General features: G+C 61.3%; 24 protein-coding genes. 3 read left to right on the top strand and 21 right to left on the bottom strand.

From position 1 onward, the window contains the following. Positions 1 to 8: 8 nt before the first annotated feature. Positions 9 to 305: an addiction module antidote protein gene (locus tag ACI7M0_RS04225; RefSeq protein WP_129932837.1), complete on the bottom strand. Its 297-nt coding sequence runs from the start codon at positions 303 to 305 to the stop codon at positions 9 to 11. Between the two features lie 319 nt (positions 306 to 624). On the opposite strand from ACI7M0_RS04225, the gene ACI7M0_RS04220 reads away from it, so the two are divergent. After that, positions 625 to 1518, top strand: a complete 894-nt coding sequence (locus ACI7M0_RS04220) for a bestrophin family protein (RefSeq protein WP_129932836.1) — start codon at positions 625 to 627, stop codon at positions 1516 to 1518. Between the two features lie 36 nt (positions 1519 to 1554). On the opposite strand, the gene phnE is transcribed toward ACI7M0_RS04220, so the two are convergent. The 4 genes from phnE to ACI7M0_RS04200 are packed head-to-tail and all read right to left on the bottom strand — an operon-like array spanning position 1555 to position 4800. After that, the gene (gene phnE, locus ACI7M0_RS04215; RefSeq protein WP_129932835.1) at positions 1555 to 2322 is read right to left on the bottom strand and encodes a phosphonate ABC transporter, permease protein PhnE; all 768 of its coding nucleotides are present in this window, start codon (positions 2320 to 2322) and stop codon (positions 1555 to 1557) included. After that, positions 2319 to 3146 (bottom strand): ABC transporter permease, encoded by an 828-nt coding sequence (locus ACI7M0_RS04210; protein WP_129932834.1) that lies wholly within the window; start codon positions 3144 to 3146, stop codon positions 2319 to 2321. Before ACI7M0_RS04210 ends, phnE begins: the two co-directional genes overlap by 4 nt. After that, positions 3140 to 3949, bottom strand: a complete 810-nt coding sequence (locus tag ACI7M0_RS04205; RefSeq protein ID WP_129932833.1) for a phosphonate ABC transporter ATP-binding protein — start codon at positions 3947 to 3949, stop codon at positions 3140 to 3142. Before ACI7M0_RS04205 ends, ACI7M0_RS04210 begins: the two co-directional genes overlap by 7 nt. Continuing rightward, the gene (locus tag ACI7M0_RS04200; RefSeq protein ID WP_010952054.1) at positions 3946 to 4800 is read right to left on the bottom strand and encodes a putative selenate ABC transporter substrate-binding protein; all 855 of its coding nucleotides are present in this window, start codon (positions 4798 to 4800) and stop codon (positions 3946 to 3948) included. The genes ACI7M0_RS04205 and ACI7M0_RS04200 overlap by 4 nt, the downstream gene beginning before the upstream one ends. Positions 4801 to 4926: 126 nt before the next feature. Between ACI7M0_RS04200 and selD the strand changes: the two genes are divergently transcribed. Both selD and mnmH read left to right on the top strand, forming a co-directional pair. Beyond that, a complete protein-coding gene (selD, locus tag ACI7M0_RS04195; protein WP_129932832.1) occupies positions 4927 to 5961 on the top strand; it encodes a selenide, water dikinase SelD in 1035 nt (344 codons plus the stop codon). Next, positions 5961 to 7073: a tRNA 2-selenouridine(34) synthase MnmH gene (mnmH, locus tag ACI7M0_RS04190; RefSeq protein ID WP_129932831.1), complete on the top strand. Its 1113-nt coding sequence runs from the start codon at positions 5961 to 5963 to the stop codon at positions 7071 to 7073. Before selD ends, mnmH begins: the two co-directional genes overlap by 1 nt. 125 nt (positions 7074 to 7198) lie before the next feature. On the opposite strand, the gene ACI7M0_RS04185 is transcribed toward mnmH, so the two are convergent. The 16 genes from ACI7M0_RS04185 to ACI7M0_RS04110 form a co-directional block, all read right to left on the bottom strand. Further along, positions 7199 to 7585, bottom strand: coding sequence for a lysozyme inhibitor LprI family protein (locus ACI7M0_RS04185; RefSeq protein ID WP_129932830.1), 387 nt, complete (start codon positions 7583 to 7585; stop codon positions 7199 to 7201). Between the two features lie 20 nt (positions 7586 to 7605). After that, entirely contained in the window at positions 7606 to 8145 is a 540-nt protein-coding gene (locus ACI7M0_RS04180) for a hypothetical protein (protein ID WP_104960805.1), read from the bottom strand. 67 nt (positions 8146 to 8212) lie between these two features. Then, entirely contained in the window at positions 8213 to 10738 is a 2526-nt protein-coding gene (locus ACI7M0_RS04175; protein ID WP_104960804.1) for a TonB-dependent receptor, read from the bottom strand. 76 nt (positions 10739 to 10814) lie between these two features. After that, positions 10815 to 11786, bottom strand: coding sequence for a FecR domain-containing protein (locus ACI7M0_RS04170; protein ID WP_129932829.1), 972 nt, complete (start codon positions 11784 to 11786; stop codon positions 10815 to 10817). Next, positions 11783 to 12310, bottom strand: coding sequence for a sigma-70 family RNA polymerase sigma factor (locus ACI7M0_RS04165; protein WP_012051229.1), 528 nt, complete (start codon positions 12308 to 12310; stop codon positions 11783 to 11785). The genes ACI7M0_RS04170 and ACI7M0_RS04165 overlap by 4 nt, the downstream gene beginning before the upstream one ends. 56 nt (positions 12311 to 12366) lie before the next feature. After that, positions 12367 to 12930 (bottom strand): GNAT family N-acetyltransferase, encoded by a 564-nt coding sequence (locus ACI7M0_RS04160; RefSeq protein ID WP_003248588.1) that lies wholly within the window; start codon positions 12928 to 12930, stop codon positions 12367 to 12369. A gap of 266 nt (positions 12931 to 13196) precedes the next feature. Continuing rightward, a complete protein-coding gene (locus ACI7M0_RS04155) occupies positions 13197 to 13580 on the bottom strand; it encodes a YkgJ family cysteine cluster protein (protein ID WP_028697385.1) in 384 nt (127 codons plus the stop codon). A 161-nt stretch (positions 13581 to 13741) separates the two neighbouring features. Beyond that, a complete protein-coding gene (locus ACI7M0_RS04150; protein WP_129932828.1) occupies positions 13742 to 14869 on the bottom strand; it encodes a hypothetical protein in 1128 nt (375 codons plus the stop codon). A 113-nt stretch (positions 14870 to 14982) separates the two neighbouring features. Next, positions 14983 to 16191: an alanine transaminase gene (alaC, locus tag ACI7M0_RS04145; protein ID WP_004576357.1), complete on the bottom strand. Its 1209-nt coding sequence runs from the start codon at positions 16189 to 16191 to the stop codon at positions 14983 to 14985. A gap of 309 nt (positions 16192 to 16500) precedes the next feature. Next, entirely contained in the window at positions 16501 to 17388 is an 888-nt protein-coding gene (gene cyoE / locus ACI7M0_RS04140) for a heme o synthase (protein WP_003248596.1), read from the bottom strand. A gap of 11 nt (positions 17389 to 17399) precedes the next feature. Beyond that, positions 17400 to 17732, bottom strand: a complete 333-nt coding sequence (cyoD, locus tag ACI7M0_RS04135; protein ID WP_003248599.1) for a cytochrome o ubiquinol oxidase subunit IV — start codon at positions 17730 to 17732, stop codon at positions 17400 to 17402. Continuing rightward, positions 17732 to 18355 carry a cytochrome o ubiquinol oxidase subunit III gene (gene cyoC / locus ACI7M0_RS04130; protein WP_019436939.1) on the bottom strand — a complete coding sequence of 208 codons (624 nt, stop codon included), beginning with the start codon at positions 18353 to 18355 and terminating at the stop codon, positions 17732 to 17734. The genes cyoD and cyoC overlap by 1 nt, the downstream gene beginning before the upstream one ends. Before the next feature lie 3 nt (positions 18356 to 18358). Next, positions 18359 to 20377, bottom strand: a complete 2019-nt coding sequence (gene cyoB, locus ACI7M0_RS04125; RefSeq protein ID WP_010952047.1) for a cytochrome o ubiquinol oxidase subunit I — start codon at positions 20375 to 20377, stop codon at positions 18359 to 18361. Positions 20378 to 20380: 3 nt separating this feature from the next. Then, positions 20381 to 21322 (bottom strand): ubiquinol oxidase subunit II, encoded by a 942-nt coding sequence (gene cyoA / locus ACI7M0_RS04120; RefSeq protein ID WP_003248605.1) that lies wholly within the window; start codon positions 21320 to 21322, stop codon positions 20381 to 20383. A gap of 559 nt (positions 21323 to 21881) precedes the next feature. Continuing rightward, complete coding sequence (locus ACI7M0_RS04115; protein WP_003248609.1) at positions 21882 to 22388, bottom strand: disulfide bond formation protein B; 507 nt, start codon at positions 22386 to 22388, stop codon at positions 21882 to 21884. 627 nt (positions 22389 to 23015) lie between these two features. Then, positions 23016 to 24074: an IS110-like element ISPpu11 family transposase gene (locus ACI7M0_RS04110; protein ID WP_405314606.1), complete on the bottom strand. Its 1059-nt coding sequence runs from the start codon at positions 24072 to 24074 to the stop codon at positions 23016 to 23018. Between the last annotated feature and the right edge of the window lie 73 nt (positions 24075 to 24147).

Here is a 24147-nt window from a genome sequence, read left to right as displayed (position 1 = left end):
GAACTGGATCAGCGGGTCATTGCATGTGGCTGAACGAGAAGGTCCACCCCCAGAGCACGAATGACCCTCAATACAGTGTCAAAACGAGGCTTCGCGCCAGGGCTCAGCGCCTTGTACAGGCTTTCTCTACCCAGCCCACTCTCCGTAGCAATATGTGTCATGCCCCGTGCACGAGCGATATGGCCAAGTGCTCGAATGATTTCCTCGGTATCGCCATCTGATAGCACCTGGCTAAGGTATTCACTGATTGCCTCATCGCTGCTCAACAAGACTGCCATATCAAACGGGATCAATTTTTCGCTCATTTCATCTCCTTCAGCAGCTTTCTGGCTTTGAGGATGTCGGCGGCCTGGGTGGCAGTAGCCAAGCGGCAAAGCTTTCCTCTGTTCAACGAGAAACATCAAGTGGTCACCCAGCCGTATCCTTATGGATACACCCTTTCAAGGATTGAAGTGACCCACTCTGTCGTTTTCGAGCTGAATCAGGAATTCAGGCACATCTGATAGGCTGGTCGGAGTTTTCCCTTCGTTTCAGCTACAAAATCCCTTGCAACACTCAACCCTCGAACCTTCGACGAGCCTCGGCGTCCCATCCTGCATCCCCCGCGTTTCGAGGTACCCCCGCGTGAAAGACGTCATCACCCGCAAGTACCGCCTGGTGGTGAAGACCATCGGCTATATCGGTTGGTCGCTGTTCTGGCTGCTGATCTGGGATGTGCTGGTCACCCTCGATTTCATGCTGTTCTTGAACAGCAAGTTCACCCTGCCACTGATCCCGTTGACCCTGCTGGGCTCAGCCCTGGTGGTGCTGGTGAGTTTTCGCAACAGCAGCGCCTACAACCGCTGGTGGGAAGCTCGCACCCTGTGGGGGGCGCTGGTGAACAGTTCGCGCAGCTTCGCCCGGCAGACGCTGACGCTGATCGATGACCCGGATGACGGCCTGAACCCGGTCAAGGCCACCCTGCTGCGCCGGCATATCGCCTATGTGAACTGCCTGGCGGCGCACTTGAAAGGCGAAAGCTGCCCGGAGGAGCTGATGGCCTTCATCCCCCCGGCGGAGTTTGAACGGCGCAACCGCTCGAACAATTTCGCCAATGACATTCTCGGCGGCTCGGCAGCCTTGCTGGCGCGGGAATACCAGGCCGGGCGACTGGACAGCATTCGTCTGGCGCGGCTGGAGTCGACGCTGGTAGACCTGTCTAACGCCCAGGGCGGCATGGAGCGGATTGCCAATACGCCATTGCCCTACCCCTATGTGTATTTCCCACGGCTGTTCATCACCCTGTTCTGCCTGATCGTGCCGGTGGGGCTTGTGGAGTCGCTGGGCTGGTTCACGCCGCTGGCGTCGACGGTGGTAGGGTTCATGTTGCTGGCCATCGAGCGGATCGGCACGGACTTGCAGAGCCCGTTCAGGTTCAGCGAGCATCAGATCCAGATGGATACCATATGCGAGACGATCGAGCGTAACCTGGAGTCGATGCAGCGGGAGGCGCAGTGTGCCGAGGCTGTAGACGCCTGAGAGATGTCGGGGCTGCTTTGCAGCCCGGGCTTTCCGTCAGGCCCGCACATAGCGCTGACGCAACACATCACTCGACACATCCACCAGCAACACCAACACCAGCATACCGATGATCACCGTGCTGGCCTGGGCCTCCTGGAACAGGCTCAAAGTGGTGTACAGCATCTGCCCCAACCCGCCCGACCCGACGAACCCGAGCACGCTGGCCATGCGGATGTTGTTCTCCCAGCGGTACAAGCTGTAGGCCAGCAACTGCGGCCACAGGTTGGGCAGGGTACCAAAGCAGAACGCCGCCACCTGGCTGCCCCCCTGCAAACGGATCGCCGCCGCAGGCTCGGGCGGGGCGTTCTCAAGCGCCTCGGCAAACAAACGCCCCAGCACGCCAGCGGTGTGCAACGCCAAAGCCAGGGTACCGGCATTCGGCCCCAGCCCAGCCGCCAGCACAGTCAGCGCTGCCCACACCAGTTCAGGAATGGCACGCAAGGCATTGAGCAGCAAACGCGCGGCCCCTTGCAACGGCCAACCGAAGCGCCCCGCCGCCGGCAGTGCCAGCAACATCCCCAATACCATTGCCAACAAGGTGCCCATGCCAGACATGGCCAGGGTTTCCAGCGCCCCGCGCCACACCGCCTTGAGGTGCCCCGCAGACAGATCCGGCTGCAGGAAGCGCCCGGCGTACTCGCCCATCTGCCCCAGCCCGCCATTGCCGACCAGCGCGTGCAGGTCCAGCTCCAGGTATGCGAACGAGGCCACCACCGCTGACACGATGGCACCCAACAGCACCCAGTTGATCACCCGGTTCATGCCAGCCTCCAGCGCAGCAGGCGGCTGAGCAGGTCGGCCAGGATCACCAGCAACAAGAACGTCAACAGCATGCTCGCCACTTGCGCACCCGCAAACATGCGCATCGACAGGTCGATCTGCTGGCCCAGCCCGCCAGCACCGACAAAGCCCATCACCACCGAAGCCCGCACCGCGCACTCCCAGCGGTACACGGTGTACGACACCACTTCGGAGGCAGCATTGGGCAGGATGCCGTAGAGAAACGCCGCCAGCCGGCCACTGCCCGCCTGCAACAAGGCATGCGCCGGGCGCTGGTCGACCGACTCGAATATTTCGGCATAAACCTTGCCGAGCATGCCACTGTAGGTGATGGCGATAGCCAGTACGCCCGCCGTCGGCCCCAGCCCCACGGCGCGCACGAACAGCAACGCCCAGACGATCTCCGGCACGCTACGCAGGAAAATCAGCAGCCCACGCACCGGCAGGCGCAACAGTCGCGACCACAACCCGGCCCGCCCGCCGCGTGAAGCAGCACGCAAGGACAAGGCACGGCTGGCCAGCAAGCCAGCAGGGATCGCCAACAACAACGCCAGCGCCATGCCGGCAGTCGCCACGGCCAGGGTCTGCAAGGTGGCTTCATACAGCAGTGCAAGAAAATCGGCATCATGTGCCGGCGGCCAGAAGGCTCTGGTAAAGCTGGCAATCTGCTGACGGTTGTCCGCCTGCAACAGCACCCCGGGGTTCAGTTCGCTTGTCTGGATAGCCGGCCACAGTACTGCTACCGCCAACAGGGCCAGCAGCAACCGTGGCAGCAGCGCGGGGTCGCGGGCGTCGGCCTTCAGCATCGCGGAATCTGCACGGTCAGGGTCGGCCCCTGGGTTGGCGGCGGAGCCAGTTGTTCGTTGGCGTATAGCGCGTCCAGCAGTTGCTCGGTGACCGCTTCGGCCGGGCAGTCGAACACAACCTGCCCTTCCCGAATGCCAATCACCCGCGGAAAATGCGCCAGCGCCAACTCTACGGCGTGCAGGCTCGCCACCAACGTCACGCCAGTGGCCTGGGCATGGCGATTGAGCAAGGCCAGGCTGTGGTCGGCCAACACCGGGTCCATGGCCGACACCGGTTCGTCGGTCAGCAGCACCTGCGGACGCTGGTACATCGCCCGAGCAATGCCCACCCGCTGCAACTGGCCACCGGACAACTGCCCACACTGCACGAACAGCTTGTCGGCCAGGCCCAGTTCAGCCAACACCTGGCGCGCCCCCGGCACATCGCTGGGATACAGCAGGTTGAGCAAGCCGCGCAGCGTCCCCCACTGCCCCAGGCGACCCGCCAGTACGGCGGTCACCACCCGCTGACGCGGTGGCAAAGGCGGCGACTGATGCACCAGGCCAACCCGCGCACGCAGTCGCTGGCGTGCCCTTGCCGACAGTGCCCAAGGCTGCTCGCCAAGCAACTCCAGGCGCCCACTGCTGGGCTGGATGGCCGTGGCCATCAGGTGCAGCAAGCTGGACTTGCCCGCCCCCGACGGCCCGATGATGGCGACACGCTCGCCCTGCGCGATACGCAGGCTCACCGCATCAAGCGCGCGTACCTGGCCATGGCGCAGGCTGGCACCGTGCAGATGAATTGCCGCATTCGAAGCTGTCACTTGAGCAGGCCGGCCTCGCGTGCAGCTTGTTCGGTGCCCTTGTAGTTCTCAGGCTTGGTCTCGATGAAGCGGCTGGCGGCCTGCAGGTCAAGGATCGCCTTATGCTCCGGGTTGCTCGGGTCGAGGTCCAGGAAGGCTTTCTTGATTTTCTGTTTCAACGCCGGGTCCATGTTGCCGCGCACGGTCCAGTTGTAGTCGAAGTAGGTTGGGGTTGTGGCGAACACCTTCACCTTGGTGGTGTCGACCTTGCCGGCATCCACCAGCTTTTGCCACACGCTGGCGTTGAGCACGCCACCATCGACCTTGCCAGCCTGCACCCAGGCCACGGTGGCATCATGGGCGCCAGAATAGGCCACGCGGCTGAAGTACTCTTCAGGCTTGATATTGTCCTGCTTGAGCATGAAGTAACGCGGCATCAGGCTGCCCGAAGTAGACGAAATGGAACCGAAGGCAAACGACTTGCCCTTCAGATCGCTCAGGCTCTTCACGTCGGGGTTGGCGGTGATGAACTTGGAGGTGAACTGTGCGTCCTGCTCACGCTGTACCAGTGGTGTGGCGGTCGGGTCCTTCAGGTGCACCTGAACGAACGTGAAGCCCCCCAGCCAGGCCAGATCGAGGCGGTCTGCGGCCAGCGACTCGACCACCGCCGGGTAGTCCGCCACGGGTACGAACTTCACCTCCATGCCCAGTTGCTTGGCCAGGTACTCACCCAAAGGCTTGAACTTGCGCTGCAGTTCGGTCGGCGCTTCGTCGGGGATGGCGCTGACCCGCAGGGTTTCTGCGGCCTGAACGACAGCGGCACAGCAAGACAGCACGAGGCCGGCGGCGAGCGCCAGGGGGCGGTTGAGCATGGGTGTTCTCCGGTTCAATAGCGGGGAAGTGCCGACACATTTGCCGACACCGGGAATTATAAGAGGCAAGGGCCTAAAGGCCAGCTTTGCTACAATCGCGCAACAATTTGACCTGCAGAGGTGCGTATGAGCGAGCCGATTCGCCTGACCCAGTACAGCCATGGCGCCGGCTGTGGTTGCAAGATCTCCCCCAAGGTGCTGGACGTGATCCTTGCCGAAAGCGGCACCCAGGCCCTGGACCCGAAACTGTGGGTCGGCAACGCATCGCGCGACGATGCAGCAGTGTACGCGCTGGACGACGAGCGCGGCGTGGTCTCGACCACCGACTTCTTCATGCCGATCGTCGATGACCCTTACGACTTCGGCCGCATTGCCGCCACCAACGCCATCAGCGACATCTATGCCATGGGCGGCGACCCGCTGATGGCCATCGCCATCCTCGGTTGGCCGGTCAACGTGCTGCCGCCGGAAGTCGCCCGCGAAGTCATCCGCGGCGGCCGAGCGGTGTGCGCCGAAGCGGGTATCCCGCTGGCCGGCGGCCACTCGATCGACGCGCCCGAGCCGATCTTTGGCCTGGCCGTCACCGGGGTGGTCAGTAAACGCCACCTCAAACGCAACGACACCGCCAGCACAGGCTGCCAGCTGTACCTGACCAAGCCCCTGGGCATCGGCATCCTCACCACTGCCGAAAAGAAGGCCAAGCTGCGCGTGCAAGACCAAGGCCTGGCCCGTGACTGGATGTGCACCCTCAATACGCCGGGCAGCCGCTTCGGCAAGCTGGACGGGGTCAAGGCCATGACCGACGTCACCGGCTTCGGCCTGCTCGGCCACCTGGTCGAGCTGGCCGAAGGCAGCGGCCTCACCGCGCACCTGGACTACGCCGCCGTGCCACGCCTGGCTAGCGTCGACCACTACCTGGCCGAGGGCTGCATCCCCGGTGGAACCCTGCGCAACTACGACAGCTACGGGCACAAGATCGGCGCCCTGAGCGACGACCAGAAGCACCTGCTGTGCGACCCGCAGACCAGCGGTGGATTGCTGGTAGCTGTTGCCCCGGAGGGTGAAGCCGAGTTCCTCGCCGTGGCTGCCGAACTGGGCCTGAAACTGTCCCCGATCGGCAAGCTGGTCGAGCGACAGAGCCATGCGGTCGAGGTGATCTGATGCGCCCCGACTGCACCGACTTCCGTCAGCTGTTCCTCGACAACGTGCCGATGATGGACATGCGCGCCCCCGTCGAATTCGCCAAAGGCGCCTTCCCTGGCGTGGTAAACCTGCCGCTGATGAACGACCAGGAGCGGCAGAAGGTCGGCACCTGCTACAAGCAGCAGGGCCAGGCCGCCGCCATCGCCCTGGGCCACCAACTGGTCAGTGGCGCCACCAAGCAAGCCCGTCTGGAGGCCTGGGCAGCGTTTGCCAAGGCGCACCCTGACGGTTACCTGTACTGCTTCCGTGGTGGCCTGCGATCGCAGATCGTGCAGGGCTGGCTGCGCGATGAGGCGGGTATTCAGTACCCGCGTGTCAAAGGCGGCTACAAGGCCATGCGTACCTTCCTGCTGGAGACAACCCAGCAAGCGGTGGAGCAATGTGATTTCGTACTGGTCGGTGGACTGACCGGTACTGGCAAGACCGATGTGCTGCACCAGCTGGACAACGTGCTCGACCTTGAAGGCCACGCCAACCATCGCGGTTCCAGTTTCGGCAAGCGCGCCACGGCACAACCGGCGCAGATCGACTTTGAAAACCAGCTGGCAATCGACGTGCTGAAAAAGCGCGCCCGCGGTATCGGGCAGTTCGTTCTGGAAGATGAAGGCCGCATTGTTGGCAGCTGCACGGTGCCGCTGGAGTTGTACCAAGGCATGCAGCATTACCCGCTGGTGTGGCTTGAAGACAGCTTCACCAACCGCGTGGAGCGCATCCTGCGCGACTACGTGGTCAACCTGAGCGCCGAGTTCAAGGCCGTGCATGGCGAAGAAGACGGTCCCCGGCTGTTTGCCGAGCGCATGCTGCAGAGCATGGCCAATATCTACAAGCGTTTAGGTGGAGAGCGCCATCAGCGCTTGTCCGAGATGCTGCGCGAAGCCTTGGAAGAGCAGCAGCGCAGCGGCGCAGTAGACCTGCACCGGGGCTGGATCGAAGGCTTGCTGAACGAGTACTACGACCCGATGTATGCCTACCAGCGCGCAGCCAAGGCCGAGCGCATCGAGTTTGCCGGGGATGCCGTGGAAGTACGCGAGTACCTCAAGGCCCGGGCGCTGCGCCAACCGCGCAAATAGAACCAGCACCCTGTAGGAGCGGGTTTACCCGCGAAGAAGGCAACGCGGTGCATGACACCGGCAAAGCCGATGTTCGCGACTGAACCCGCGCCTGCAAATGTAGGCCAATCATGCCTGAACAGGCGTTACTGCCCCGGGCTAAGCACCCGCTCCAGCTCCGCAGCGCGGTCGCGGGTCATGTCCATGATGCAGTTGCCACCTTCCAGCTGCGCCAGGGTCCCGCCACTGGCCTGTACATGGAACTGGCAATTGCCATCACGGTAGGCCAGCCACTTGCGCTGCACATCCCGCAGGCTCTTCTGCTGCCCGGCATCCAGCTTGCCCATCAACTGCTTGTACACCCGGTTCAACCGCTGGTCCTGCACTTGCGTTTCGGCCCCGATGCACGCGTTCATGGCCACGGTGCTGGAGGCCTTGTCCATGCACTGCCCGTAGGCCACCGTGTAATCGTCCGCCATCGCTACCGGTAGCACGCAAGCCAGTGCCAGACCTGCCAGGTAATGCTTGATCATGCTAACCCTCCTTGTGGGTATCAAAGCGTCTGCGGCTGCTCCGGGGGCATCAGCACCTTGCCTGGCTCGAAGCGCAGCGAGGGCATTTGCGTCGCTGCATACAACGTTACCCCCAGGGCGGCAATCAACGCGACATCAAGCCAGTTCCAGCCTGGCACGTCGTCAGCCCTTCGCGCCTTCCAGCAAAACCAGGCTTGCCCCAGGCAAAACATCACCATCGATACCAGCCACAGGTAAAAGCCAGCACCAAAGCCGGTAAGGTCATGAAATTCATAGCTGCTGTTATCCGGCAAGCGGTCGATGCCAAAACTGCTGGCTGCCAGATACGCCGCCCCAAGCCCGGCCAGCAAGGCCAGCCGGCGAAACCGCCGATGAGCAAGGATGGCCAGGGCCAGCAGCGGGTTGGCAAACCATTGGTACAAGCCGAACGGCATGCCCCAAGGCCCGTACAGCAGCATCTGCAGGGCCGGCATATGACGCTCGCCGCTCATCAGCGCGCCATCGAAGAACAGGGCGAGCAAATACAGCAGCAGGCTGATACTCAGGTAGAAAGCGGGCAAAGGGGATTCCTGAGAGAAACGGGACAGCCTACGACCTTAACCCAGGCCCTGCCCCGCTTCCAAACCCTCAATAGGTGCCGCGCAGGGTCACCATGAAGTTGCGTGGCTCACCATAGTAGTTGCCATAGGTCGAAGTACCCACGGTTTCGTAGTACTTCTTGTCGAACAGGTTGTTGCCGTTGAGCGTGACGTTCCAGTGATCATCGACACGGTATTCGACCAACGCGTTCCAGATCGCATAGCCGCTCTGGTCGAAGTCGAACGGTACGTTTCGCTCAACCAGCGCGCCGCTGCTGTCGTAGCGATTCACTGTACCGCTCATGTACGTGGCGCTTTGCACCTGCACGCCACCGCCGACCTTGAAGTCGCTGAGGATACCCGGCAGCCGGTAGGTGCTGTACAGCTTGAACAGGTGCTTTGGCATCACCGTGCTCAGCGGTGCATCGGCGCTACGGTTGCGGTTCAGGTTGAAGGTGTAGCCCCCCACCAGCATCCAGTCCGGCAGCAGCTCGCCAGACAGCTCCATGTCGATGCCCTTGCTCACCACCTTACCGTTGGACACATAGCAGCAGCTGCCCGAGAAGCCGGCGTTGGTGGCCAGGAAGTTCGGGTCTTGCACCGCTTCGTTTTCGCGGGTGCTGTAGTACAGCGCCACGCTGGCGTTGAGTGCGCCGTTGAACAACTCACCCTTGAGGCCGGTTTCGTAGGTTTTGCCGGTCATGGGCTCAAGCGGCGAACCGCTTTGCGCAGGGCCGCTGATTCGGCTGGACTGCGGTTTGTAGATTTCCGAATAGCTGGCGTATGTCGACCATTGATCGTCAAGGTCGTAGACCAGGCCACCGAACGGGGTGACCTTCGTGCCTATACGCTGCTCCGGGCTGGAGATACTTGCTGGCGAGGTCAGGTTGTTGGTGTAGGTCTGCCAAAAGTGGAAACGCTGTGCACGCGCCCCGACAATCAGGTGCAGGGGTTCGGCCAGCTGCAAACGCAGGCTGCCGTACAGGCCATACTGGCGTTGCGAGTTGGGGCTGTAGTCGCGCTTGTAGTCACGCCCGTTGCCGGGGTCGTCGAACGCCGAGCTGTCGGGGTCGAACACGTTGGCCGGCGCGCCCGAGGCGGCATAAGGCGCAGTACCCAGCCACCGGCTGTCGATCTTCTGGTAATCGGCACCGAAGACCACTTCATGGTCCAGACCAAAGGCCTGGAAGTGGCCAGAGACGTTACCGTCATACAGGTGCTGCTCGTTCTCCTGGCGGGTCGAGGTGCCGTACCAGGTCGCCCCGGTATTGGTCACCGGGTCTACTGCATTCAGGGTGGTCGCCGTCTTGAACAGCCCAAGGTCCCAAGTGTTGGTGTAGCTGAGGTTGAGCTTCCAGTCGTCGTTGAATCGGTGGTCCACCTTGGCGAAGTACTCGCGCGCGGTGGCGTCGAGGTAGGCCCAATTCTTGGTCAGGCCGGTATGCCGTGGCAGGTTCAGGTCAGCACCATTGCTGTAGCGCGGCACCGCGCTGTTGCTGCCGGTTTCGTGGGATTTGTTGTAGCGAGCACCGAAGGTGAGCATGGTGTCGTCCGTAACGTCCGCCTCCAGCACGCCATACACCAACGGCCGCTCGGTGGCGCGGTTGTCGGTGAAGTACTGGCGATCGGTGTTGGACATCACCAGGCGGCCGCGCACGCGACCATCCCAGCCCAGCGGGCCGGACAGGTCGAACTCCTGGCGGTAGTTGTCCCAGCTACCGGCCGACAGGGTCAGCTTCAGCTGGTTAAAGGAAGTCGGCCGCTTGCGCACCATGTTGATGATGCCACCCGGGTCACCCGAGCCACCATACAACGCAGCAGTACCACGCAGTACCTCGATGTGGTCGAACTCGGCCAGTTCGAAGATGTTCGACGAATAGAACGAACCCATGGCGGTACCCAGCGCCTGCGGTGCAGCGCCGTCGATCTGCAGGTTCTGGATACTGAAACCACGCGAGATGAAGTCCTGGGTGCGGAAGGTGGTGCTCTGGGTGACGATGCCCGGCGTCACTTTCATCGCCTGGTTGATGTCGGTCAGTTGCTGGTCTTCAATCAGCTGGCGGGTCACGGTCGACACCGATTGCGGCGTCTGGCGCAGGCTGGTCGGGGTCTTGGAGCCAACGCTGATCAGGCCCGGTGCGTAGGAGCCGGTGTTCTCGGTACTCTGGCCCATGCCCTGCCCGGCTACTGTGGTCACGCCAAGTTCCATCGCGTCACTGCTCACCGCCGCTTGCGGCTCGGCCACCAGCCGGTAGCCGTTATCGCTACGCTCTACCCGGTAGCCACTGCCGGCCAGCAACACGGCAAAACCGCTGTCCACCGAATACAGGCCATGCAGGCCGTTGCTTTGCAGGCCGGCCAGTGCTTCGGGGGTGAAGGCCAGCGACACGGCGGCTTGCTGGGCATAGCTACCAAGCGCCTGGGCCAGGTTGCCGGCGGGCACTTCGAAGCTAAGGCGGGCGGCCTCCTCGGCGACGGCCGGCAGGGCCGCAACGGATAGGGCCAGCCCGGCACAGGAAAGGCGCAAGGCCAGGGCTAGCGGGCTGAGGACGGGGTGGCCAGGGAATCGGCGCATGGTGGATCGGCTCCTTGTTCTTGATCGGTTGGCCTCTTGTCTGACGGGCCACTGCGCAGAAGCGGAACCTCCTGGCTCAATTTTCTCGTGAGACGGGTTCGACCGTGGTCCACCAGCGGCCAACGCCGCCGATACGAATCGGCAGCGCCTCGGCCAGCAGGCGCAGGGCCCTTTCGCTGTCATCCAGAGGCAGTACCGCCGACACCTTGATCGCCTGCATTGCCTGGCGGTCGAAGCGCAGCACGCCACGGCGTTGCTCGGCCAAGGCATCGAGCACCTGGTCGAGCGGTACGCCGTCGGCCACCAACTGGTGATGCTGCCAGGCTCGATCGACCCGCGCCGGATCGATGGCCGGCAACGGACCAAGCCCGTCACGCGCCACCCATGCCCGCTCGCCCGGGCCGACGACCAACTGATCGCCGGACACGGCAGTGCGCGCCTCGACCCGGGACTCAAGCATGGTCAGCTCGCTGCGAGCGCGGCCTTGGCTGACCACGAAGCGCGTACCCAGCGCCTTGAAGCTGCCTTCGTCGGTCTGTATCACGAAGGGTCGAGTCGGGTCATGGCTGACATCCACCAGTACTTGGCCATGCAGCAGGCGGATGCGCCGCTCGCCAGTGCTGAACTCGACATCCACGGCAGAGTTGCCGGCCAAGGTCAGCTGCGAGCCATCTGCCAGGGTTTGGCTGCGCCACTCCGCCGGCGCGGTATGCAAGTCGGCCAGCCAGTCGCGCGGCGTTCCACCGGAAAGGCTCAGTGTGCCCAGCAAGGAGATTGCCAGGGCCAAACCGAGCAAAGTGCGCCGTGCGCCCGAGCCTGGCGCCGAACCCCGTACACCGGCGCGCAGCCCGGCGCCCACCGGGCCGCGTTGCTCGCGCAGTGCCTGCACCTGGCTGATCACCCCTTGCATGCGGCGCAAGGTGGCGCCGTGGCGTGGGTCGGCCTGCAGCCATGCGTCGAACTCACGCGCCTCGTCGGCATCCAGCTCACCCTCGCCCAGGCACAGGGCCCATTCGGCAGCTTCCTGTTCGATACGCGAGGGGTTCACGGTTCGGCAATGTCCAGCGTGCGGTGGCAATGGATCAGGGCCTGGGCCAGGTACTTGCGCACCATGCGTGGGGAAATCTGCAGGCGTTTGGCAATCTGAGGCTGGGTCAGGTCGTCCAGGTAGTAACCGACGAAGGCCTCGCGGGCATTCACGTGCAGGCCTTCCAGCAGGAAAGCGATCTGCTCCAGCGCTTCGAGGGTGATGAGGATGCTTTCGGGAGACTGGTGCCCTTCCAGCGCCTCGGCAGCCAAGGCAAGTTCGCTGAGGTAGGCCTCTTCGATTTGCTGTCGGCGCACCCGGTCAATCAACAGGCGGCGTGCAGTGGTACTGAGGTAGGCGCGTGGCTCGCGCATGCCCAGCAAGGCATCACGCGAGGCCAGGATGCGCACGAAGGTGTCCTGGGCCAGGTCGGCTGCGCTGTGCGAACAACGCAGCTTGCGACGTAGCCAGCTGAAAAGCCAGCCATGGTGCTCGCTGTACAGCTGTTCAAGCGGGTACGGGCTCGGTGAGTCGGCTACGGGCATGGGGCACCGGGACACAAGTGAGAATTGTTCCCGAATAGTAGCTATTCGCCGTAAGACTATGCAACAGGTGGTTCGAGCAACAAGCCGTAAATGCCAGAGTCGGACAGCTCACCCGCCACGCACCAGCGCGCCCGCAAGGTGCCCTCCAGCACGAAGCCCTGGCGCTCAAGGGTGCGTGCCGAGCCTTGGTTGCGCGGATCGATTTCGCCTTCCAGGCGGCGCATGTGCAGGGTGTGGGCGAGGTAGTCGATGAAGCAGGTCAGAGCCTCGTCCATGTAGCCCCTGCCCTGCACGGCGCTAGCCAGGCAGTAGCCGATTTCGCCACGGCGGGAAATGTCGTCGATGTTGAACAGCTGGACCATGCCGATCAGTTCGCCGTTGTCGCGGCGGTACATGCCAAGCTTGAGCTGGTCGCCATTGGCATAGGCTTCGCGGTCGGCGGCCAGGGCGCTCTCGGCTTCGGCCAGGTCTTGCCAGGGTGCATGGTGCCAATAGCGCATGACCTCGGGGTCGGCCATGATCGCCAACCACTGCGCGGCATCGGCATGGCGCATGGGGCGCAGTTGCAGGCGTGGGCTGTCGAGGCAGAGGTCACTGGGGAAACTGCGGGGTGGGGTCACGCCGGATCTCCTGTCCATTGCTGGGGAGATGACAGTTTAACGTCAAGTGCAGGGTTCAGGCATCTCGAGGCAGCTTTGCAGCCCGTCGCCGGCAGGTTCACCACAGGCCAGGAGCCTTTCACGCTACCTGTGGGAGCGGCCTTGTGTCGCGAAAGGGCTGCAAAGCAGCCCTGGCAATTCTCGCGGTGCCGCTGATGCCTGGGGCCGCTGTGCGGCCCTTTCGCGACACAAGGCCACACATCGACCGCGTCAGGCTGATCGATACTTCAGGCCACCTCAGCCCCATCATCCGGCCAATGCGGCTCGTTGGCCTCTGGCGGGGTCAGCGGCGGCAAACCATACGCCGCCCGCGCATCATCACAGCTCGGGTTATGCACCCCACCCTCCCACGACGCATCAAACTCGCGGCACGGGCTGGAACGGTTGGCGTAAATCGTACACGCTACCTCTTTACCGATCTCGCCCTGAAGGCTGACACAGCGGCAGGGCTTGGCATCGGTGCCGATCATGGCAACGCGCGTGGGGTTGATCTGTACCACCAGGTCGTCCGGCACTAGGCCCCCGGCAGACTGGCATTCGCCCCAGAAGAAGGACACACGGAAGTACCCGCAGCAGGCGCCGCAGTCAAGGCAAGGGTTATATTCAGACATGATGTCACGGAGGGAAGGTTGTTGTTATCGGGGCTGGCCCGCGGCGCCATTTTTAGCCCAAGCAAGGGCCGCTGGATAGAGGGGGAATGCAAAAAAAAATGCCGCTGATCCGGCTGCCGGACAAGGACGGCCAATACCTTCGCCGGCCGCCCCCTTTTCAGTCAGCAGATGGGCTGGTAGGTCTCTGCATCCCAGCGTTGCAAACCTAGGCCTGCGCTCGGCTCGTAGCCACCTCCCTGCACCTTGCTGAATTGCGTATGCGCCTCACCACAATGCACCAGACGATCGTTCTCATCGCCCTCGGTGAGTACCGTGTAGGACTTACTGCGCATGGCCTGATACTGCCTGTCGGCAGCCGCCATGACCTGGTGATACTTCATCAACTGGCAGTTGCTCAAGGCCAGACGTTTGTCCAGCTGCACGCCCCAGCGGGTCAGGCAAACCTCGGCAAAGTGGCGAACGATCAGCCCAGGTTCGGTCAGCACCTTGCCATCGCCTGCGCCATCAGCCGAGGCGTTGCCCACCAGCGTGGCATGGCGGCCCGGCATCGGGTAAACGCATATCCGTGTTTCTTTGGCGACCGAAGGGATCACGCAGGCAAAACCTTTGGAGCGCTCATCCCTTGAGTAGAAGCCTACGTACTCTTTGACATTGTCCGCCAAGGTTACGCGCTCGGCCTGTAGGTTACCGACGCCAGGCACCGGGTCGATGGCAAATATGTTCACCGGTATGCCGCGCAATACCGGGTCTTGCGCCATGGCATTGGCCAGCATGTGGCAGCTGATCCCTCCCCTGCTCCAGCCCACCAGATTGACCTGGGTTGGCAGGCGCGGTTTGCGGAACATGCTGATGATGCGCTCCTGCAGTTCCTGCGGGGTCGGGTGGCGATCGCCGTAGTCGTAGGTTCGCCAGAACCATGAGGCGGAGGAAGACACGTCCGGAATGGGCACACCGGCAGCTTTCAGCCGCTCGTATTCTTGCTCACTGAGTTTGGTGCGCCGCCAGCTGCTTTCACCTTTGATGACCTGCAGCACATGGTTGACGTTCTCCTCCCAGCCGCGGCCAAACAGCTGGCCGGTCCAGTTGAAATAGCCGCCGGGTTCGACGAACAGGTTGTCATCCTGAAGGTTGCCGCTGCCTGGGCCGTCGACGGCGATCCAGTGGGCAAATTCCCGGCTCTGGTCGTTGCTGGCCAGGGTCGAGACCAGCTCGCCATTCCAGAAGTTGGGATTGGCGTCGTCGAAACGGTGCGAGCCAGTGCCGCAGAAGTAGGCGGTGAAGACACTCATGGGGGATCTCTTTGGTGAGAAATGAGTGCTGACGGTAGGCGTACGGGTAACCAGAAGGCAGGCGGAAAGCTCACCCAAGAGGCAGGTGGGGCTGCTTCGCAGCCCCTTTGGGCTTACTTGCGAGCCAAACCATCAGCCCGGAACATTTGCCGGATCCCGCGGATGGCCTGGCGAATACGGTCCTGGTTCTCGATCAACGCAAAGCGCACATGGTCGTCCCCATAGTCACCAAAGCCGATCCCCGGCGACACGCAGACCTTGGCCTCGGCCAGCAGCTTCTTGGAGAACTCCAGCGAACCCAGGTGCGCATACTCCGGCGGGATCTTCGCCCACACGTACATCGACGCCTTGGGGTTCTCAACCATCCAGCCCAGTTCGTGCAGCCCTTTGACCAGCAGGTTGCGACGCTGGCGATACTGCTCGGCAATGTCGCGCACGCACTGTTGGTCGCCTTCCAGCGCGGCAATGGCTGCAACCTGTAGCGGGGTGAAGGTGCCATAGTCGTGGTAGCTCTTGATCCGCGCAAGGGCGCTGACCAGCTCGGGGTTGCCGACCATGAAGCCGATGCGCCAGCCGGCCATGTTGTAGCTCTTGGACAGGGTGAAGAACTCCACCGCAATGTCCTTGGCACCCGGCACCTGCATGATCGACGGGGCTTTCCAGCCGTCGTAGACGATATCGGCATAGGCCAGGTCATGCACCACCAGTACGTTGTACTGCTTGGCCAGGGCCACCACGCGCTCGAAGAAGTCCAGTTCCACGCACTGGGCAGTCGGGTTGGACGGGAAGCCCAGGATCATCATCTTCGGCTTGGGGATGGACTCGCGAATGGCCCGCTCAAGCTCGTTGAAGAAGTCCACACCCGGCACCAGCGGCACCGAACGCACCTGGGCACCGGCGATCACTGCGCCGTAGATGTGGATCGGGTAGCTGGGGTTGGGCACCAGCACCGTATCGCCCTGGTCGAGGGTGGCCAGCATCAGGTGGGCCAGGCCCTCTTTCGAGCCGATGGTGACGATGGCTTCGCTTTCCGGGTCGATGTCGACCTCGTAGCGGTCCTTGTACCAGTTGGAGATGGCCCGGCGCAGGCGCGGGATGCCGCGCGAGGTGGAGTAGCCGTGGGTGTCTTCACGCTGGGCGACCTGTACCAGCTTCTCGACGATGTGCGGCGGGGTGGCGCCATCGGGGTTGCCCATGCTCAGGTCGATGATGTCCTCGCCACGACGGCGGGCAGCCATCTTGAGCTCGGCGGTAATGTTGAAGACGTAGGGGGGGAGACGATCGATGCGCGCAAAGCGGCGCGGCGAACCTGGGTTGGCCATGGCTTCCTCTGAGTACGTAAGCGCCCGGAACCGTCCGAGCGACGTTGGCCGATGTGGCGGCCTGAATCAGAAGATAGTGCCGAAACATGATCCGTGTAAAGGACAATTTCCTGTTTTGTTAGAACTTTTCAGATCTATTGTTTGAAAATCAGAGATTTATATTTTCCTGTGCTGGCCTCTTCGCGGGTAAACCCGCTCCTACAGGAACCTTGTAGGAGCGGGTTTACCCGCGAAGAGGCCAGCATAGGAAAAAACCTATAAAAAAACCCCGGCACAGAGGCCGGGGCTTTCGTGAAACAGGCAGCAGTTTCAGCGTGCGTAGGTCATCAGCACGTCCGCAGCGGTCTGGCTGTCCACACCCATCATCACGCTCAGGGCAGTGACGGTGAGGATGGAGAAGCCGAACACCTTGCGGGCCCACTTGCTGTCGTCCTCGGCCTTGTAACCACCCCAGGCCATGTACAGCCAGTACAGGCCCATGGCTGCTGCCACGGCCAGGTAGCCGAGGCCGGCGTAACCGCCGAGGGTAAGCATCAGGGTGGCGAGCACGAAGGCCAGCACGTACAGCACGATCTGCTTTTTCGCCGCGAGGATGCCACGTGCCACCGGCAGAACCGGAATGTTGGCAGCGCTGTAATCCTTGAAGCGGAAGATCGCGATGGCAAAGCTGTGCGGCATTTGCCAAAGGCTGAACATCACCAGCAGGGTTACCGCAGCCAGGTCGAAGCTGTTGCTCACAGCGCAGTAGCCGATCACCGGAGGCATGGCACCCGACAGGCTGCCAACCAAGGTGCCGTGCACCGATTTACGCTTCAGCCACAGGCTGTAGAAACCGACGTAGACGACAAAGCCAATCAGTGCGCAGAACGCAGACAGCGGGTTGGCCTGGACATACAGCAGGCTGAAACCCGCCACCCCGAGCAGGGTGGCGTAGATCAGCGCGAGGGGCAGCGACATGCCGCCCTGAACCATGACACGGTTCTTGGTGCGCTCCATCTTGTGGTCGATGTCACGGTCGATGCAGTTGTTGAACACGCATCCGGACGCAACCACCAGCGAAGTACCGATCACCACCGCCAGGAACAGGGCGAAATCCACATGGCCCTTCGAGGCAAGGAAGAAACCGCCTGCCACGGAAAGCACGTTACCGAAAATGATCCCCGGTTTGGTGATTTGGATAAAGTGCTTAACGGACATGCAGTCTTACCTCACTTGGCCAACATTTCGAAGTGGATGCTGAACATGATCCACAGCGACAGGCCGACAAGCAGAGCGATCACCAGGGTGGTGAACAGGAACGTCGAAACGTTGTTGCGTTGCTCTTTCGAGCGGTCCATGTGCAGGAAGTAAACCAGGTGAACAACTACCTGGATCACGGCCATGGCAACAATGATCAGAACGGTCAGGTTCTTCGGCAGGCTGGCGGTCATGGCCAGGCCGAACGGGATAGCAGTCAGGATGATCGACAGTACAAAACCGATCATGTACGACTTGACGCTGCCGTGATTACCTTCGTGATGAGTGTCGTGTGCGTTAGCCATTACAGAACCCCCAGCAGGTAAACGACGGTGAATACGCAGATCCAGACCACGTCCAGGAAGTGCCAGAACAGGCTCAGGCAGCTCATGCGGGTCTTGGCGGTCGGCGTGATGCCGTGCTTGTTGATCTGGTACATCATGATTGCCATCCAGATCAGACCAGCAGTCACGTGCAGACCGTGGGTACCTACCAGGGCGAAGAAGCCCGACAGGAAGCCACTGCGCTGCGGGCCGAAGCCCTCGCTGATCAGGTGATGGAACTCATAGATTTCCATCGCGATGAAGCCTGCACCGAACAGGAAGGTCACAGCCAACCAGCCCAGTACGCCAGCTTTCTTGCCATCGAACATCTTCAGCATGGCGAAGCCGAAGGTGATCGAGGACAGCAGCAGGAGCAGCGTTTCAACAGCTACGAAATCGAGCTGGAAGATGTCATGACCCGACGGGCCGCCGGCAAAACTGCCGGACAGCACCGCGTAGGTGGCGAAGAGCGACGCAAACAGGATGCAGTCGGTCATCAGGTACAGCCAGAAGCCCAGTACGGTCATCTGGCCCGAGTCGTGGTGGTGGTCGTCGTGCCCATGGTCGTGACCATGAGCAGCGCCGTGCATTACTTGACTGGACATTGATTACACCCGCTCAAACGATTCGACACGTGCGCCGGCAGGCAGAGCACCTGCTTTGGCCAGCGCTTTCATACGCTCGCCTTCGATGCGCGCCACTTCTTCGGCCGGAACCATGTAGCCCTGGTCGTCACGTGCAGCGTGGCGAACGAAGACAGCGATGGTTGCAACCAGGCTCGCGCCAACCAGCCACCAGATGTGCCAGATGAAGGCGAAGCCGAAGACAGTCAGGAACAGGCCCATGAACAGACCGGTAGCGGTGTTGCTCGGCATGTGAATGGCTTCGTACTTGGCCGGGGCCTTGTACGCAACGCCTGCTTCCTTGGCTTCGTGCCAGCAGTCCAGACCAACTTTCTCAGGCATGTGAGCGAAGTTGTAGAACGGAGGTGGCGAAGAAGTCGACCATTCCAGGGTACGGCCGCCCCATGGGTCGCCGGTCACGTCCAGGTTCTGGTTGCGGTCGCGGACCGAAACGACGATCTGGATCAGCTGGCAAGCGATACCGAACAGGATCAGCACGGCGCCGACAACGGCTACGTACAGGTAGGGTTCCCACAGTGGGTTGTCGGAGTGGTTCAGACGACGGGTCATGCCCATGAAGCCCAGGGCGTACAGCGGCATGAACGCAACGTAGAAGCCCGACAGCCAGAACCAGAAGGCAGCTTTGCCCCACTTCTCGTTCAGGGTGAAGCCGAAGGCTTTCGGGAACCAGAAGGCGAAACCGGCGATGTAGCCGAATACCGCGCCACCGATGATCACGTTGTGGAAGTGCGCAATTACGAACAGGCTGTTGTGCAGGACGAAGTCAGCACCCGGAACGGCCAGCAGTACGCCGGTCATGCCACCGATGGAGAAGGTGACCATGAAGCCCAGGGTCCAGAGCATCGGTGCAGTGAAGCGCACACGGCCTTGGTACATGGTGAACAGCCAGTTGAACAGCTTCACACCGGTCGGAATGGAGATCAGCATCGTCGCCAGGCCGAAGAAGGTGTTGACGCTGGCGCCGGCACCCATGGTGAAGAAGTGGTGCAGCCATACAGCAAAGCCGAGGATGGCGATCGCGCCCGATGCGTAAATCATCGAGTGGTGGCCGAACAGGCGTTTGCCAGAGAACGTCGAAGTTACTTCCGAGAACACGCCGAAGGCCGGCAGGATCAGGATGTAAACCTCAGGGTGACCCCACGCCCAGAACAGGTTGACGTACATCATCGGGTTCCCACCAAGCTCGTTGGTGAAGATGTGGAAGTCCAGATAACGGTCAACAGTCAGCAGAGCGAGTGCAGCAGTCAGAATCGGGAACGAAGCGACGATCAGCACGTTGGCCCAGGTGCAGGTCCAGGTGAAGATCGGCATGTCCATCAGTTTCATGCCAGGTGCGCGCATCTTCATCACGGTGACGAGGAAGTTCACGCCGGTAAGCGTCGTACCCAATCCGGATAGCTGTAGCGCCCAGATGTAGTAGTCGACACCCACCCCAGGGCTGTACTGAATGCCCGCGAGCGGCGGATAGGCAACCCAGCCGGTCTTGGCGAATTCACCAACGCCCAGCGAGATGTTGACCAGCAGCACGCCTGCCAGCAGCAGGTAGAAGCTCAGGGAGTTCAGGAACGGGAAGGCAACGTCACGTGCACCGATCTGCAGAGGAACCGCCAGGTTCATCAGGCCGGTGAAGAACGGCATCGCCATGAAGATGATCATGATCACACCGTGAGCGGTGAAGATCTGGTCATAGTGTTCAGGCGGCAGGTAGCCTTCGGAGCCGCCGGTTGCGGCAGCCAGCTGGGTACGCATCATGATGGCGTCGGCAAAGCCGCGCAGCAGCATGACCATCGCGACGATGATGTACATCACGCCGATCTTTTTGTGGTCGACAGTAGTCAGCCACTCGCTCCACAAGTAGGTCCACTTGCGGAAATAGGTGATAAGACCGACGACAGCGATACCGCCGAGCGCGATCATGGCAAGCGTCACCATGACTATCGGCTCGTGATAGGGTATCGCCTCCAGGCTTAATTTACCGAACATCTCTTACTCCTCTGCACCGGCAGCTGGTTGCATACTCGATTCCACACCCTTGGTTGTGGCCAGATCTTTGCTGCCTGCTTCTTCGTGGCTACGACCGCGGTTCATGCCTTCGTACTTGTCGACGATCAGCTGGAACTGCTCAGGCGAAGCCTCGCTATACAGCGCGACCGGGTTGTTTTCGCTTGGTTTGGCCAAGGCGTCGTATTCGGCCTTGTCCAGCTTCTTCGGCGACTGCTTGACTTCAGCGACCCACTTGTCGAAGTCTTCCTGAGAGGTGGCAGTAGCCTTGAATTTCATGCCGGTGAAGCCAGCACCGCTGTAGTTGGCGCTGATACCGTCGAATTCGCCGTTTTCGTTGGCGATCAGGTGCAGCTTGGTGGTCATGCCGGCCATGGCGTAGATCTGACCGCCCAGGCCCGGGATGAAGAACGAGTTCATCACGGCGTCGGAAGTGACGCGGAAGTTGACCGGAGTGTTAGCCGGGAAGACGATCTTGTTGACCGTGGCAATGCCCTGCTCCGGGTAGATGAACAGCCACTTCCAGTCCAGCGCGACCACGTCGATCTGAATCGGCTTAACGTCCGAATCCAGCGGACGATAAGGGTCCAGCTTGTGGGTGGAGTGGTAGGTGACGTAACCCAGGGCGATGATGATCAGGATCGGGATGATCCATACCGCGGCCTCGATCTTGGTCGAGTGCGACCAGTCAGGGGTGTAGGTGGCTGCCTTGTTGGAAGCACGGTACTTCCAGGCGAACGCCAGGGTCATGATGATCACAGGGATTACCACCAGCAGCATCAGGCCGGTAGCGATCAGGATCAGGTTCTTTTGCTCAATGCCGACCTGGCCCTTCGGGTCGAGCAGGGTCCAGTTGCACCCACTGAGTAAAAGCATGCCTAAAAAGGGCAATATGCCAAACAGTCTGGGGTAACGCTTTTTACTCATCTCACGACCTCTAGATCAGCTTGCTTCAATGCAATTTGTGTTTTGGTAGCCAACACTTCGTCCTGCCAAGTGAGGCATTTCGCGCCCGTACTCGCTCCTGCCTGGGGTCCGACTGCAGGACCTTGGCTTCAAGCGGGTTAGCGGTGCTTATGGTTTCGTAGGCAACAGGCCTGTACTTCAGACCAAGTCCATTTGGTGCGGGAAAACGCGGAGGGGTGTCCGCCCGGTATCGCCGTTGGGCGAAACTTGACGAAGTCAGCAAAAAGGAGCGCTGAGGCTTCCTTCAATCCTGCGACTCGCAAGCAGTGCCGAACGGAAATTGGGGGCGATTGTAGATAGGTCGCCAACCCTTGACTATGACTTATTGAGCAACAGTCTTTTACAGAATACGTAACAATGCTGCTCGATAATTCAACTTCGCGACAGTTTGTCGCACCCCGCTTGATAGGCCTCAAAGCCGCATCCTGCAAGGCCTGCGGGTTGATCTGGATCAAGCGGTGCGCAACTTTTCCCTCTTCTCATGCGGTGCAAAAGACCCCATGCAATTCGGGACTTTTGTCTAAGCCTGGCGTCGATTGCGGTAGATACCGAGCGGAACCAGGACGGCGGTCAGCACGAAGGCAACAAGTGCCCATTGCGCCAGCGACAGGCCGAGGATCGGCGGATACGGCGTGCTGCAGAAGCCGTCGACCTGGAACGCCAGTGGCCACAGCTTTGCCAGTGGCAGGTCATCCACGATCGGCTGCAGGGTATCGATACCGCAACTGACCATGGGGTTGGCGAGTATATACACATGGTTGCCCGCCGCAACGATTCCGCCAATGGCACTGAGCACCACCAACGCCTCGAAGAAGGTCAGGCTGCGGCGCCCGGGCATCGCCGCAGCGATGAAGGCAAACACGGCAATGAACAGCAACGCATAACGCTGCAGGATGCACAACGGGCAGGGTGCCTCGCCTAGCACCACCTGCATGTAGAGGGCGCCGCCGATCAGTGAAAGGCAGATCAGCCCCAACAGCACCAGAAAGCGCCGTTCCCGATTCAGGCGCGATGTTTGTTCGTTCATTGCCGGTTCCTTCGATGGATAGTGGCAGCGTGGTCCGCCTGCCTGGGCGCAAGTCTACACGCTGGGCATGGCCTGTGAGCATGCCGAGGGAGCGTCGCGGAAGCACTGCGCAGGGCTATCCAGTGTGGCTGAGACCGGCCGCAACGACGTCGGTTCAACGCCGGGCGGCAAAAAAACGGCTGCCCAGGTGCCGCGCAGGGGCAAGCCCCTCGACACCCGGGAGTGAAGGATACCGTGATTAAAGGATGATTAAGGATGAAAGCTGCGCAGGTGCTTTCATCTCTTCTTTATATATAGGCAGAAAAGTGTGCTGCAGCGGGGGACGAGTACGCTATAGGCCTGTACCGGCCCCTTCGCGGGTAAACCCGCTCCTATGTATGGACTCGCCCACACTGTCTAGCTGCTTTTTTGAACATAGGAACCCGGTTGCATCTATGTATCAGGCCTGTTCGAGGAAGCTTTTTGCTTCTGGCCAACATCGTGGTGAGCTCGCAGTGTGCCGTTTACATTGAGGCCACTATCAGGCCTGTAGGAGCGGAGGCATCGGTCTGCGACGGTCTTACCTAGGGTCAATGTTCACTAGCAGGGGTTGGAGCGCCTAGCGCCCCGGTGGCATTACCCGGTGGGTCAGAGGCTCATAGCCGCCTCCGGTTTTTCGTTCGGTTTGCGTTGGTAAACCTGATCGCTCTGTAACAGGGCCCAGATAATCCGCAGATTTCGATTAGCCAGCCTGATCGCCGCCTCCTTGCGCCCAAGGCGGGATAGCCAACGCAAGAGGCGGCGATCATCTGGCTGATCGGAATCAGGCCTTAGCTGGCTCAAGACGGAATGCGCGCCCTGGATCATCAGGCTGCGTATGTAGCCGTCACCGCGCTTGCTCATCTTGCCCAATCTGATTTTGTTTCCGCTGCTGTGCTGATCGGGCACGATACCGAAGAAGGCGGAATACATTCGGCCACTGGCGAAGCGGCTGGGGTCGGTCTGTTTCGCCACGATCGCCGTGGCAATGATAGGGCCGACGCCGCGAATGGTGATCAGTCGCTGAGCGACTTTATCCTCTTGGGCAGTCGCTTCGAGCCGGCGGCTCAGCGCCGCTATGCGTTCACCTAGAGACAACCAGTCCATCAGCAACTCATCGAGCAACTCGCGCAACAGGTCGGGTAGAGGCAAGGAAGCATCCTCAAGCGCCTGAGGCACATGCTTATTGATCGCGGCATCGCCCTGGGGCATGGATACGCCATGCTCAAGTAGCAAACCACGGATCTGATTGCCCAGCGCGGTATGTCGCTTGATGTTACCGCGCCGGATACGGTGCAGCGCTTGAATAGCCAGTGCTGTGGTGCTCTTGATCGGTATCGAAGCGATGCTCGTATCGCGACCGGCACGCAAAATGGCATAGCAGTCGTTACGATCGTTCTTTGCACCGCTGCGATGTTCGGCGACACGTTGCGCCGGCAGGATGCGAACCGGATTACCTTTGGCCTGCAGCAGCCTGGCCCAGGCTTGCGCACCTGGACCGCACTCCATCAAGACGGCCACGGTCGTTGGCAGCCTGAGCAGGAAATCATGGAACGCTTGGCGGGATTTGATGCGATCTTCGTAGATCACCCGCCCAGTAGCGTCCTCGCCTGCTAATTGGAAGACCTGTTTGGCCAGGTCTACGCAGATGGTTGTGCAAAGCTCCACATCAGTGGAAGACAGGGAATCGTGTTTCGAACTATGCTTTTTCATGGTCTCGCCCTCGCTGCCGTTGGCTTCT

It is taken from the genome of Pseudomonas sp. 10(2024) (genome assembly GCF_045164175.1).
Classification (GTDB): domain Bacteria; phylum Pseudomonadota; class Gammaproteobacteria; order Pseudomonadales; family Pseudomonadaceae; genus Aquipseudomonas; species Aquipseudomonas alloputida.
The sequence above is the reverse complement of the archived record's forward strand: the minus strand, read 5'-3'. Positions and strand labels throughout refer to the sequence as shown.

Coding starts and splice junctions, on each gene's coding strand:
- mnmH (WP_129932831.1), top strand. CDS start 5,961: ATGCGCCCCGACTGCACCGACTTCCGTCAGCTGTTCCTCGACAACGTG.
- ACI7M0_RS04115 (WP_003248609.1), bottom strand. CDS start 22,388: ATGAACGAACAAACATCGCGCCTGAATCGGGAACGGCGCTTTCTGGTG.
- ACI7M0_RS04210 (WP_129932834.1), bottom strand. CDS start 3,146: ATGCTGAAGGCCGACGCCCGCGACCCCGCGCTGCTGCCACGGTTGCTG.
- ACI7M0_RS04175 (WP_104960804.1), bottom strand. CDS start 10,738: ATGCGCCGATTCCCTGGCCACCCCGTCCTCAGCCCGCTAGCCCTGGCC.
- ACI7M0_RS04150 (WP_129932828.1), bottom strand. CDS start 14,869: ATGAGTGTCTTCACCGCCTACTTCTGCGGCACTGGCTCGCACCGTTTC.
- selD (WP_129932832.1), top strand. CDS start 4,927: ATGAGCGAGCCGATTCGCCTGACCCAGTACAGCCATGGCGCCGGCTGT.
- alaC (WP_004576357.1), bottom strand. CDS start 16,191: ATGGCCAACCCAGGTTCGCCGCGCCGCTTTGCGCGCATCGATCGTCTC.
- cyoB (WP_010952047.1), bottom strand. CDS start 20,377: ATGTTCGGTAAATTAAGCCTGGAGGCGATACCCTATCACGAGCCGATA.
- cyoA (WP_003248605.1), bottom strand. CDS start 21,322: ATGAGTAAAAAGCGTTACCCCAGACTGTTTGGCATATTGCCCTTTTTA.
- ACI7M0_RS04225 (WP_129932837.1), bottom strand. CDS start 305: ATGAGCGAAAAATTGATCCCGTTTGATATGGCAGTCTTGTTGAGCAGC.
- cyoD (WP_003248599.1), bottom strand. CDS start 17,732: ATGGCTAACGCACACGACACTCATCACGAAGGTAATCACGGCAGCGTC.
- ACI7M0_RS04155 (WP_028697385.1), bottom strand. CDS start 13,580: ATGTCTGAATATAACCCTTGCCTTGACTGCGGCGCCTGCTGCGGGTAC.
- ACI7M0_RS04165 (WP_012051229.1), bottom strand. CDS start 12,310: ATGCCCGTAGCCGACTCACCGAGCCCGTACCCGCTTGAACAGCTGTAC.
- ACI7M0_RS04200 (WP_010952054.1), bottom strand. CDS start 4,800: ATGCTCAACCGCCCCCTGGCGCTCGCCGCCGGCCTCGTGCTGTCTTGC.
- cyoC (WP_019436939.1), bottom strand. CDS start 18,355: ATGTCCAGTCAAGTAATGCACGGCGCTGCTCATGGTCACGACCATGGG.
- cyoE (WP_003248596.1), bottom strand. CDS start 17,388: ATGTCCGTTAAGCACTTTATCCAAATCACCAAACCGGGGATCATTTTC.
- ACI7M0_RS04185 (WP_129932830.1), bottom strand. CDS start 7,585: ATGATCAAGCATTACCTGGCAGGTCTGGCACTGGCTTGCGTGCTACCG.
- phnE (WP_129932835.1), bottom strand. CDS start 2,322: ATGAACCGGGTGATCAACTGGGTGCTGTTGGGTGCCATCGTGTCAGCG.